General features: G+C 67.0%; 12 protein-coding genes. 11 read left to right on the top strand and 1 reads right to left on the bottom strand.

Annotated features, from left to right (window positions below):
* Positions 1-50 precede the first annotated feature (50 nt).
* The 11 genes from BMW87_RS05330 (at position 51) to BMW87_RS05280 (ending at position 10,747) form a co-directional block, all read left to right on the top strand.
* Positions 51-1,145: an ABC transporter substrate-binding protein gene (locus tag BMW87_RS05330; RefSeq protein ID WP_093075241.1), complete on the top strand. Its 1,095-nt coding sequence runs from the start codon at positions 51-53 to the stop codon at positions 1,143-1,145.
* Positions 1,142-2,506 (top strand): LLM class flavin-dependent oxidoreductase, encoded by a 1,365-nt coding sequence (locus BMW87_RS05325; protein WP_093074712.1) that lies wholly within the window; start codon positions 1,142-1,144, stop codon positions 2,504-2,506. The genes BMW87_RS05330 and BMW87_RS05325 overlap by 4 nt, the downstream gene beginning before the upstream one ends.
* Positions 2,503-3,342, top strand: a complete 840-nt coding sequence (locus tag BMW87_RS05320) for an ABC transporter permease (protein ID WP_093074709.1) — start codon at positions 2,503-2,505, stop codon at positions 3,340-3,342. Before BMW87_RS05325 ends, BMW87_RS05320 begins: the two co-directional genes overlap by 4 nt.
* The gene (locus tag BMW87_RS05315; protein ID WP_093074706.1) at positions 3,342-4,133 is read left to right on the top strand and encodes an ABC transporter permease; all 792 of its coding nucleotides are present in this window, start codon (positions 3,342-3,344) and stop codon (positions 4,131-4,133) included. The genes BMW87_RS05320 and BMW87_RS05315 overlap by 1 nt, the downstream gene beginning before the upstream one ends.
* Before the next feature lie 23 nt (positions 4,134-4,156).
* Positions 4,157-4,978 carry an ABC transporter ATP-binding protein gene (locus BMW87_RS05310; protein ID WP_093074703.1) on the top strand — a complete coding sequence of 274 codons (822 nt, stop codon included), beginning with the start codon at positions 4,157-4,159 and terminating at the stop codon, positions 4,976-4,978.
* Positions 4,979-5,023: 45 nt separating this feature from the next.
* Complete coding sequence (locus tag BMW87_RS05305; RefSeq protein WP_093074700.1) at positions 5,024-5,971, top strand: TauD/TfdA dioxygenase family protein; 948 nt, start codon at positions 5,024-5,026, stop codon at positions 5,969-5,971.
* 128 nt (positions 5,972-6,099) lie between these two features.
* Positions 6,100-6,582 carry a rhodanese-like domain-containing protein gene (locus BMW87_RS05300; RefSeq protein WP_093074697.1) on the top strand — a complete coding sequence of 161 codons (483 nt, stop codon included), beginning with the start codon at positions 6,100-6,102 and terminating at the stop codon, positions 6,580-6,582.
* A gap of 37 nt (positions 6,583-6,619) precedes the next feature.
* A complete protein-coding gene (gene epsC / locus BMW87_RS05295) occupies positions 6,620-7,537 on the top strand; it encodes a serine O-acetyltransferase EpsC (RefSeq protein WP_093054607.1) in 918 nt (305 codons plus the stop codon).
* Positions 7,534-7,803, top strand: a complete 270-nt coding sequence (locus tag BMW87_RS05290) for a helix-turn-helix domain-containing protein (RefSeq protein WP_081269389.1) — start codon at positions 7,534-7,536, stop codon at positions 7,801-7,803. The genes epsC and BMW87_RS05290 overlap by 4 nt, the downstream gene beginning before the upstream one ends.
* Positions 7,804-7,867: 64 nt before the next feature.
* On the top strand, positions 7,868-8,800 hold the full coding sequence (locus BMW87_RS05285; protein WP_093054609.1) for a family 2A encapsulin nanocompartment shell protein: 933 nt from the start codon (positions 7,868-7,870) through the stop codon (positions 8,798-8,800).
* A 66-nt stretch (positions 8,801-8,866) separates the two neighbouring features.
* Entirely contained in the window at positions 8,867-10,747 is a 1,881-nt protein-coding gene (locus BMW87_RS05280) for a family 2A encapsulin nanocompartment cargo protein cysteine desulfurase (RefSeq protein WP_256216684.1), read from the top strand.
* Here the strand turns inward: BMW87_RS05280 and BMW87_RS05275 are convergent.
* Positions 10,744-11,739 carry an alpha/beta hydrolase family protein gene (locus tag BMW87_RS05275; protein ID WP_093075236.1) on the bottom strand — a complete coding sequence of 332 codons (996 nt, stop codon included), beginning with the start codon at positions 11,737-11,739 and terminating at the stop codon, positions 10,744-10,746. The two genes, BMW87_RS05280 and BMW87_RS05275, sit on opposite strands and share 4 nt — an antisense overlap.
* Positions 11,740-11,811: the final 72 nt, after the last annotated feature.

Genomic DNA, 11,811 nt, shown 5'->3' with positions numbered 1-11,811 from the left:
CACCCGCCTCGCAGAATCTTCTGGATTCATCGAAACCAAGGTTGCCGCTCATGCTCAAACGTTCGTTTCTTCGTCACGCTGCTGCGTGGCCTTTGATCGCCGCCGCACCACGCCTGCTGGCGGCTAACACCGAAGCGCCGGCCACCATCCGCATCGGTGTCGCCACCGGCGGCGTGGGCAACCCGGTGCGCTTCGGCGGGTCGTCTGCGGCGCTGCTGCATGCCTTCGGCGGGCTTGAAGAAGAATTCAAGGCTGACGGCACGAAGATCGAGTGGGTGTTCTTCAAGGGCGCGGGCCCGGCGGTGAACGAGGCACTGGTCAACAAACAACTCGACCTGGCCTGGCAGGGCGACCTGCCTTCCATCGTGCACCGCGCGGGCGGAGTCAAGACTCGGATCATCGCGGGCTCGGGGGTGCGCAATGGCCTTTACCTTGCGGTGCCGCCGGATTCGCCGGTCAAGCGCATCGAGGACCTGCGCGGCAAGCGCATCGCGCTCTACAAGGGCACGAACCTGCATCTCGCGGCCGTGCGCGCGCTGGCCGCGCACGGGCTGAAGGAAAGCGACGTCCGCCTCATCAACCTCGACCTGCCGGGCGCACAGGCCGCGCTGGCCACCAGGGACATCGACGGCGCGTTCGGCTATGTCGAGCTGTTCGTGCTGCGCGACAAGGGCGCGGCGAAGGTGATCTATTCGGCTTCCGAGGATTCATTCAAGTACACGCGGCAAACCGTGCTGCTGGCCTCGGACGATTTCGCGCGGAGCTATCCCAAGGCCACGCAGCGCATCGTCAAGTCGCTGGTGACGGTGGCGCGACGCTACTCCGACGAATCGCAGCGCGACGAAGTGTTCAGGCAATGGGGCAAGGCCGAGGTGGCCGAGAAATACTGGCGCGAGGACTTCATCGGCCAGCCGCTGCGCGTGCGCCTGTCGCCGCTGCTCGATCCGTTCCTGGTGCAGCGCTACAAGGATTCGGCCGAACAGGCACTGGCGCTCAAGTTGGTGCGCGGCAAGGCAGAGATCGACAACTGGTTCGATCGCAGCTTTCTCGATGCAGCGCTGCGCGAGCTGAAGCTGGAGAACTACTGGCCTGTGTACGAGGCCAATGGCGAAGTCAGCGGCAAGCAAGTGGCGGTGGCGCGATGAGCAGCAGCAAGCGGCAGATCAAGCTCAATGCCTTCCTGATGGCGACCGGCCATCATGTGGCGGCGTGGCGCCACCCCGATGTGCCGCTGCAGGCCGGGCTCGGTTTCGCGCACTACAAGGCACTGGCGCAGACGGCGGAGCGCGCGAAGTTCGATGCGGTGTTCCTGGCCGACAGCGTGGGCATTCGAGATGCCTCGGCGTCGCGCACCCTGCATCGCAGCGCACGGGTCTCTGGCTTCGAGCCGTTGACGTTGCTGTCGGCGCTCGCGGCCGTGACCGAGCGGCTGGGCCTGATTGCCACGGTGTCGACCACCTACAACGAGCCGTATCACGTGGCGCGCAAGTTTGCTTCGCTCGATCACCTGAGCGGCGGACGCTCGGGCTGGAACGTCGTCACCTCGTCCAACGAGGCCGAGGCGCTGAACTTCAACCTCGACCGGCATCCCGAGCACGCGCTGCGCTACGAGCGCGCGCGGGAGTTCGTCGATGTGGTGACAGGGCTGTGGGATTCGTGGGACGACGATGCCTTCACGCACGACAAGGCGGCCGGCGAATACTTCGACCCCGACCGGCTGCATGTGCTGGCGCACCAGGGAAAGCACTTTCGCGTGCGCGGCCCGCTCAACGTCGCGCGGCCGCCGCAGGGGCACCCGGTGGTGGTGCAGGCCGGCGCTTCGGAAGCGGGGCAGGCGCTGGCCGCAGCGACGGCGGAGGTGATCTTCACCGCGCAGCAGTCGCTGGCGGGCGCGCAGGCTTTCTATCGCGGCCTGAAGGCGCAGCTGGCGCACCATGGCCGCGACCCCGAGGGGCTCAAGATCTTGCCGGGCGTGTTCCCCGTGGTGGGGCAGAGCGAGCAGCATGCGAAGGAAAAGCTCGAGGAGCTGCAATCACTGATTCCGCCCGACGTGGGCGTGGCGCTGCTGTCGACGGTGATCGGTGGCGTGGATCTCACGGGCTATCCGGTCGATGGCCCGCTGCCCGGTAACTTGCCAGAGCCGAACGGGCCCAAGAGCCGCTTCCGGCTCGTGACCGAACTGGCGCGCACCGAGGGCCTGAGCATTCGCCAGCTCTACCAGCGCGTGGGCACGGCGCGCGGTCACTGGTCGATTCACGGCACGGCCTCGCAGATTGCCGACCAGCTGCAGCAGTGGTTCGAAGAAGAGGCGGCCGACGGCTTCAACGTCATGCCGCCGACCTTGCCCGGCGGGCTGGATGACTTCGTGACGCAGGTGGTGCCTGAGCTTCGGCGCCGCGGCCTGTTCCGCCATGAGTACGAAGGCCGCACGCTGCGCGAGAACCTGGGGCTGGCGCGGCCCGCGAACCGGCATCTGCTGGCGCGTGATCTCAAGGCGGCCGCATGAGTGCGGTGCTGCCTCCGGAGCTGTCGCTCCCGGTCGTCGGGCGAACGTCGCCCCTTGCGGCATGGCGCCGATGGCTGCCTGGCACGACACGCCTGCTGCTCGCCTGGCCGGTGCCGCTGGCCGTGCTGCTGCTGTGGCACATCGCGGCGCGCAACGAATGGATCGCGCCGCAGGTGCTGCCGTCGCCCGAAGCGGTGGCAGCGACTTTCGCCGATGCGTTGCGCAGCGGCGAGCTGCTCGACAACCTGCGCATCAGCCTCTGGCGCGTGTTCGCGGGCTTCGGCGTCGGGCTGGTGGGCGGGTTGCTGATCGGCACTGCGATGGGGCTGTCGCCGACCTTCAAGGACTACGTCTATCCGCTGTTCAAGGCCTTCGCGCAGGTGCCGGTGCTCGGCTGGCTGCCGTTGCTGATGCTGATGGTGGGCATCGACGAGGCGCTCAAGATCATCCTGATTGCCAAGGCCTCGCTGGTGCCCATTGCGCTCAACACCTACAAGGGCATCCAGAACGTGCCCACGCGCTACATCGAAGTGGCGCGGGTGTTCCGGTTCAGCCGTTGGCAATTGCTGTCGCGCGTGGTGTTCCCGGCCGCGGCGGCACCCATCTGGAACGGCGTGCGCTACGGCTTCACGCACGCCTGGCTCGCGCTGGTGGTGGTCGAGTTGCTGGCGTCGAGCGAAGGGCTGGGCTACATGATTGTGTTCGGGCGGCAGCTGTTCCAGCTCGACGTGGTGCTGGCGGCGGTAGTGATGGTGGGGCTGGTCGGCTTCGTGCTCGACAAGATGCTCGCGCTGATCGAGACGCGGTTGCTGCGCTGGCGGCGGGCGGGGTTCTGATGAGTGCCGGGAACCTCTTTCGCCGCGTGCCGAAACCCCTGCGCGGCTGGGTGCTGCCTGCATTGCTGATGGCGCTCTGGTGGGCAGCCTTCCGCTTCGGCTGGTCGAGTTCGCCGCTGCTGGTGTCTATCGACAGCGTCTGGCAACAGGCGGTGGAGCAGGCCACGAGCGGGGAGCTATGGGTAGGGCTCTCCGCCAGCCTGTGGCGCGACCTGGCGGGTTTTGCCATCGGCGCGAGCGCGGGGCTGCTGTTCGGCGCGGCGCTGGGCCTGTCGCGGTTGTTCGAGAACCTGGTGGGGCCGGGCTTCCACACGCTCAAGCAGATCTCGCTGTTCGCATGGATTCCGCTGCTGTCTGTCTGGTTCGGGCTGGGTGACGCGGCCAAGGTGGCCTTTCTGTCGCTCGCGGCTTTCTTTCCGGTGGTGCTCAACACCTTCGAGGGCATTCGCAGCGTGCCGGGCGACCTGGTCGAGGTGGCGCGGGTGCTGCGCTTCAACCGCTGGCAGTTGTTCACGCGTGTGGTGCTGCCGAGCGCGTCGCCGTCGATCTTCGCGGGCATTCACCTGGCGCTGATCTACGCATGGCTTGCCACGCTCGGGGCGGAGTACCTGCTGGTCTCGGGCAAGGGCATCGGCAACACCATGATCGATGGGCGCGACCACTTCCGCATGGACTTGGTGATCTTCGGCGTGATCGTGGTCGGGCTCGTGGGCTTCACGCTCAACTGGATCGCTACGCGCATCGAGAACCGCCTGCTGGCCTGGCGCGGACGTTCCGTGGCCGGCTTCTGAACAAGAGAAGAAAGAACAACGCAATGGCACACGCCGCCACGCTGGAAATACGCCAGCTCAGCAAGCAATACGAGGTCGAGGGCGCACCGCTGAAGGTGCTCGACGACATCAGCCTGACCATCACGCCGGGTGAGTTCGTCAGCATCGTGGGCTCCAGCGGATGCGGCAAGTCGACGCTGCTGCGGTTGATCGTCGGCCTCGAAGCGGACTACCGCGGCGAGGTACTCATCGACGGGAATCGCATCGTCGGCACCAGCCTCGACCGCGGCATCGTGTTCCAGGAGCACCGGCTGTTCCCGTGGCTCACGGTGCGGGACAACATCGCGCTGGGCCTGCTCAATGCCGGGCTCGGTGCACAGCAGAAGCGCAAGGAGGTGCAGGCGCACATCGAGCTGGTCGGGCTCAAGGGCTTCGAGAGTGCCTATCCGCATCAGCTGTCGGGTGGCATGTCGCAGCGCGTGGCGATTGCGCGGGCGCTGGTGAACCGGCCCGAGATATTGCTGCTCGACGAGCCTTTCGGCGCGCTCGACGCGATGACGCGCGCGCATCTGCAGCAGGAGCTGCACCGCATCTGGCAGGCCGAGGGCATCACCATGATCCTCGTCACGCACGACGTGGAGGAGGCCGTGTACCTTGGCGACAAGGTGGTGGTGATGGAGCCGCGCCCCGGGCGCATCCGCCGCATCGTGCCGGTGGAGCTTGCACATCCGCGCAATCGCGTAGACCTGGCCTTCACCCACGTCAAGGAAGAGGTGCTGCGCGAGTTCGCGGGCACGCCGCCACCGACCGAAGCGCCGCTGTATCCGGTGGGTGGTTTGCCTGCCGGCCTGCGCTTTGCCTATTGAGCCTTTGTTCCTTTCCTTTCTTCCATCAACCAAAGAGGACCTTCGATGAGCGCCATTCTTTCTTCCCCGGTCGTTGCGCAGGACAACGAACTCGACATCGTCCGGCAGGCCGGCCACATCGGCGCGGAGGTGCGCGGCGTGCGGCTCTCCGGCGCATTGCAGCCGGAGGTTTTCCAGTCGATCAAGGCCGCGCTGCTCAAGCACAAGGTGCTGTTCTTCCGCGGCCAGCAGCACCTGGACGATGCGCAGCAGGAAGCCTTCGGGCGCCTGTGGGGCGAACTGGTGCCGCACCCGACCGTGCCCTCGAAGGACGGCACGCGGCTGCTGGAGCTCGACTCACGCCACGGCGGTCGCGCCAATTCGTGGCACACCGACGTGACTTTCGAGGTCGCCTATCCGCAGGTGTCGATCCTGCGTGCGGTGGTGATCCCGGCCTATGGCGGCGACACCGTCTGGGCCAACACGGTGGCGGCCTACGAGAGCCTGCCCGATGACCTCAAGGCGTTGGCCGACCGCCTGCGCGCCATCCACGGCAACGACTACGACTACGCCGCCGCGCGCCTGCCGGTCGACCTGAACGACGAGGGCGCCCGTCGCTACAAAGAAGTGTTCACGCGCCGCCTGCTCGAAGCCGAGCACCCGGTGGTGCGCGTGCACCCCGAAACCGGCGAGCGCAGCCTGGTGCTGGGCCATTTCGTGAAGAGGCTGGCCGGCCATTCGACGCACGACTCGGGCCATCTGCTGAGCGTGCTGCAGAGCCATGTGCACCGCCTGGAGAACACGGTGCGCTGGCGCTGGACGCAGGGCGACGTGGCGATCTGGGACAACCGCGCCACGCAGCACTATGCAATCAATGACTACGGCGACCAGCACCGAGTGGTGCGGCGGGTGACGATCGCGGGCGACGTGCCGTATGGCGTGGATGGCGCGACGAGCGTGGACCGGACGGCTCCGGCCGTGCGCGCTGCCGAAGCTGCAGAAGCGGCTGCCTGAGCCTGTTTCTATAGATCGGATGGTTGTTAGGAATCGACTTTTCAGTTGTTTGAGCTTCGGCGTGCGGCTCCTACAGTGGTGGTTATCGCCATCAAGGCGTATCCAACGCACAACAGGAGCCGCACAGCATGTCAGTGGAAGTTGAAGAAGAACTCGTCTTGCCCGAAGCACTGGAACAGGCGCGCGCCAAGGCCGCCGAAAGCAATTGGCCCTATGCCGGCGGCGTGACGCCACCGGTGGCCTGGGAACTGGTGCAGAAGGGCCATGCCGTGCTGGTTGACGTGCGCTCGGGCGAAGAGCGCAAGTTTGTCGGGCACGTGCCCGACAGCCTGCACGTGGCCTGGGCCACGGGCACGGCGCTCACGCGCAACCCGCGCTTCGTGCGCGAACTCGAGGCCAAGCTGGCGAAAGACGGCGGCAAGGACGCCGTGGTGCTGCTGCTGTGCCGCAGCGGCAAGCGCTCCGCACTGGCTGCCGAGGCGGCTGCCAAGGCCGGTTTCACGAATGTCTTCAACGTGCTCGAAGGTTTCGAGGGCGAGATCGACGCGCACCAGCACCGTGGCGGTGCAGACGGCTGGCGTTTCCACAAGCTGCCGTGGGTGCAGGACTGAAATCCCCAACACAAGACGTTCCCCGAGAGAAAAACACATGGCCCATTTCGAGGTAAGCGACATCGTGCGTGCGCTGCATGGCGTGCGCGACGAGTGGCGCGATTCACAGCGCCGATCGCGGGAGCCCGGTGCGCGCGAGTTTCCGTCGCGCGACGCGCTCGCGCAGATCGTCGAGTCGCTGAAAGGTGCGCTCTTTCCGATGCGGCTCGGCCCGCCGGACCTGCGCCACGAGAGCGAAGACTTCTATGTCGGCCACACGCTCGATGCCGCCCTGCAGGCGCTGCTCGTGCAGGCCCGGCTCGAACTGAACTTCAACGCGCGCCACGAGCCGCGCCCCGCGAGCGAGATCGACGACACGGCCACCGAAGCCGTGCGCCGGTTCGCGAACGCGCTGCCCGGCCTGCGCCGCCTGCTCGACAGCGACGTGCTCGCTGCCTACCAGGGCGACCCCGCCGCGCGCAGCGTCGACGAGGTGCTGCTGTGCTACCCCGGCGTGCTCGCGATGATTCATCACCGCTTGGCGCATGAGCTTTACAAGCTCGGCCTGCCGCTGCTGGCGCGCATCGTGGCAGAGCTCTCGCATGGGCAGACGGGCATCGACATCCACCCGGGCGCGCAGATCGATGCGGGCTTCTTCATCGACCACGGCACGGGCGTCGTGATCGGCGAGACGGCCGTCATCGGCAAGCGCGTGCGGCTCTACCAGGCCGTCACGCTCGGCGCCAAGCGCTTTCCGACCGACACCGAAGGCAACCTGCAGAAGGGCCTGCCGCGGCATCCGGTGGTGGAAGACGACGTGGTCATCTACGCGGGCGCGACGATCCTCGGACGGGTCACGCTGGGCAAGGGCGCCGTCATCGGCGGCAATGTCTGGATTACCGACGACGTGCCGCCAGGCGCGAGCGTCACGCAGGCCAGCCTGCAGAACGCACCGAAAGCGGGTGGGGCAGCATGAAAGCATTTGTAGAAGACTTCGGCGTGACGATTCGCCAGTTGCGCGAGGGCAAGGGCTGGTCGCAGGAGGAGCTGGCTGAGCGCTCCGATCTGAACCGCTCCTACGTGGGCGAGATCGAGCGCGGCCGTGTCATTCCGTCGATCGTCACTGCGCAAAAACTCGCGACCGCGCTGGGCATCAACATGGTCGGCCTGCTCATGCGCTGCGAGCAACTGGAGCAATCGCGCCTCGCAAGAAGGATCAACTTGGCGGCTATAGCCTGTTGAGGGAAAACCCGTGGCCGCCGGACACTGGCGGCCACTTTTTCCTTAACACCCGGAGCCCTGATCCATGAGCGCAACAGTTGGTGGTACGACCGCCCTTGGCGACAACGCCGCAAGACAGCTAGCCAATGCCACCAAGACAGTCCCCCAGCTCGAGACCATCAGCCCCCGCTGGCTGACGCACCTGCTGCAATGGGTGCCGGTGGAAGCGGGCATCTACCGCGTCAACAAGGTCAAGAACCCCGAGTCGATCAAGGTCACCTGCACCTCGCGCGAAGAAGAAAACCAGCTGCCGCGCACCTTCGTCGACTACGAAGAGAACCCGCGCGAGCACTACCTCAATGCCGTGAGCACCGTGCTCGACGTGCACACCCGCATCTCCGACCTCTACAGCAGCCCGCACGACCAGATCAAGGAGCAGCTGCGCCTGACGATCGAGACGATCAAGGAGAACCAGGAGAGCGAGCTCATCAACAACCCTGACTACGGCCTGCTGGCCCAGGTGACGGAAGAGCAGCGCATCTTTCCGCTGACCGGCGCACCCACGCCCGACGACCTGGACGAGCTGCTGACCAAGGTGTGGAAGGAGCCCGCGTTCTTCCTCACGCACCCGCTGGCCATTGCCGCCTTCGGCCGCGAAGCCACGCGCCGCGGCACGCCGCCGCCGACCGTGAGCCTGTTCGGCTCGCAGTTCATCACCTGGCGCGGCATTCCGCTGATTCCGTCGAACAAGGTGCCGGTGGCTGACGGCAAGAGCAAGATCCTGCTGCTGCGCGTGGGCGACAAGCGCCAGGGCGTGGTGGGGCTGTTCCAGCCAGGTCTGTCGGGCGAGCAGGGCCCGGGGCTGTCGGTGCGCTTCATGGGCATCAACAACCATGCGATCGCGTCGTACCTGATCTCGCTGTACTGCTCGCTCGCGGTGTTGACCACCGACGCGCTGGCGGTGCTCGACGACGTCGAGATCGGCAAGTACCACGACTACACCGACACCTACAAGTAAGCCGCGGTGAGCAGCACTCCATCGATTCCGGGCGAGGCGCCGTTCGATCCGGCCATCCTCGCGCGCATGGCGAGCGCCATGTTCGCTGCACTGCCGGGCACGCCGCCAAGCTCGCTGCCCGGTGTGGCGAGCGGGCTGGTGCCGGGCGCGCAGTTTCCCGCCAACATTGCGCCGCCGGGTTCGCCGCTGGCGAGCCCTGCCGGCTTCGGGCCGAGCGTGCCGGGCACGCCGATTCCGCAAGGGCAGATTCCCGGCGCCAACGTGCTGCCGGCATCGCCCACGCAACTGCCTTCGCTTGCGAACCGCGCGCCGGCCTTGTTGCCGCACGCGGTGGCGGGCAATGGCGTGCCGGACACGGTGCTGTCTGTGGCGCCGGCTTTCGAGCCGCGCTCGGGTGGCACGGTGCAAGGCGTGCCACAGGTGAATGCGCCCACGACGCCGCAGGCCGCGGCCTCGCCGTTCTACTTCGTGGGCAACAGCTACGGCCATCCATCGGCGGGTGCTACCGATGGCATTGCGATCCACGATCCGTTCGCGGGTCTTGCGTTGCCGCCAACGGCCGCGCCCGTCTCGCCACCGAGCCCGCCATCGGCGCCGGCCGGCCGCGATGCGCAGTTCTACTTCGTCGATGCGGTGCGCCTGCCCAACGGCTTCGTCACGCCGGCCAAGCCCGATCCGCGCGGGCCCGATGCCGTGCCATTGGCCGGCAGCGGCCAGCACCCGCCGTTCGACGTCAACGCCGTGCGGCGCGACTTCCCGATCCTGCAGGAGCGGGTGAACGGCAGGCAGCTGGTGTGGTTCGACAACGCGGCCACCACGCACAAGCCGCAGTCGGTCATCGACCGCATCGCGTACTTCTACGAGCACGAGAACTCGAACATCCACCGTGCGGCGCACGAGCTGGCCGCGCGCGCGACCGACGCCTACGAAGGCGCGCGCGAACGCGTCCGCAAGTTCATCAACGCGCCGGAAGTCGAAGAGGTGATCTTCGTGCGCGGCACCACCGAGGCCATCAACCTCGTGGCCAAGAGCTGGGGCGGACAGCACGTGGGCGAGGGCGACGAGATCATCGTGTCGAACCTCGAGCACCACGCCAACATCGTGCCGTGGCAGCAGCTCGCCGCCGCCAAGGGCGCGAAGCTGCGCGTGATTCCGGTGGACGATTCGGGCCAGGTGCTGCTGGACGACTACCGCAAGCTGCTCAACGACCGCACGAAGATCGTCGCCGTCACGCAGGTCTCGAACGCGCTGGGCACCGTGGTGCCGGTGAAGGAGATCGTCGAGCTGGCGCACCGTGCGGGCGCGAAGGCGCTGGTCGACGGCGCGCAGTCGGTCTCGCACATGCGGGTGGACGTTCAGGACATCGGTGCCGATTTCTTCGTGTTCTCCGGCCACAAGGTGTTCGGCCCCACCGGCATCGGCGTGGTGTGGGGCAAGCGCGAAGTGCTCGAAGACATGCCCCCGTGGCAGGGCGGCGGCAACATGATTGCCGACGTGACCTTCGAGAAGACCGTGTTCCAGCCGATCCCGAACAAGTTCGAGGCCGGCACCGGCAACATCGCCGATGCCGTGGGGCTGGGCGCCGCCATCGACTACGTCAACAAGATCGGCATCGAGAACATCGCGCGCTACGAGCATGACCTGCTGGTGTACGGCATGCGGCAGCTCGGCGCGATTCCGGGTGTGCGGCTGATCGGCACGGCGGCCGATAAGGCCAGCGTGATGTCCTTCGTGCTCGACGGCTACACCACCGAGGAGGTGGGGCATGCGCTGAACGACGAGGGCATTGCGGTGCGCACGGGGCACCACTGCGCGCAGCCGATCCTGCGGCGCTTCGGTGTCGAGACGACGGTGCGGCCCTCGCTGGCGTTCTACAACACCTTCGACGAGGTCGATCGGCTGGTGGCTGTGGTGCGGCGGCTGTCGTCGCAGCGGCGCGCGGGCTAGGGCTTTGGCGCGAGGTGCTGCCTGAAGAAGGCAACCACCTCGGCGTTGAACCCGGCATGAAACGCCACGCGGTCGAAGCCCGGCCCGTCGCGGCAGATCTCGGGCAGTGCGCTGGCCATGGCCGGTGAGCACGGCGCGAGGAAAGCGAAGTGCGCGGCGCCGGTTGCCACATGCCATTCGGGCGGCGCAGGCAGGTTGCGGCGAACTGCCGCCACGTTCTCGGGCGTGACGCCATCGCCGCCGTACTCGGAAGCCCAGAGCTGGATCGGTATCGTCACGCTCTTCAGGCTGTCGGCATCGAAGACCATGCTGAGCGGGTCGGCAATCACGGCGGCCTTGATGCGGGTGTCACGGGTCAGCGGCGAGGCGAGCAGTTCCTGGAATCTCTGCCGCATCAGCGCGCACGCCGGGCCTTCCGGCGTCGATGCGCAGGGGGACGAAGGCAGGGGCGGGAGCCGCTCGAAGTTCGGACGTGCACCGCTGAGCACAAGGCCCGTATAGCCGCCCCTTGAAAACCCATAGAAGCCGATCTGCCCGGCGGCGAGCCTGTCATGCGCGGGCCACTGCTGGAGCATGTGGTCGATCAGCCGGGCGATGTCCGTCGTGCGCGTTGCGAGTGCCGAAATCTTGTCGCCCGGGCCGCCCCGGATCTGGGAGTTGTCGTCCGAATGGCTGATGGCGGCGACCACGAAGCCCGCGTCGGCCAGCGCCTGTGCCGTGTCGTAGTGGCCGAGGAACGAGCCTCCATATCCATGCGACAGCACGATCAACGGCAGCCGGCTGCCGTCGATCGGGCAATCACGTACGCCGGAGATGGTGGAGCGGCCGAGCCTGATTTCGCCAGCTGGCGCGGCGCAGGGCGTCCACACGCCGCCGTGCAGCGCCGGGCCTTTCTGGTCGGCAGGTATCTCGATGGTGCTGAAGCCCGCGGCCTGGGCAAGCGTCGCCGAAAGGCAGAAGACGGCGAGGAAGAGGGAGCGAAGAATGGGCATGGCGAGTCGGTCCTGCATGAGGATGGGAGTCGGCCTGCAGTGTGCTGCTGCCCGGCGGGCGCCGCTTAGCCG

It is taken from the genome of Variovorax sp. OV084, from assembly GCF_900111625.1.
In the GTDB taxonomy this organism is placed as follows: domain Bacteria; phylum Pseudomonadota; class Gammaproteobacteria; order Burkholderiales; family Burkholderiaceae_C; genus Variovorax.
This window is presented reverse-complemented; position numbering and strand designations above follow the sequence as displayed.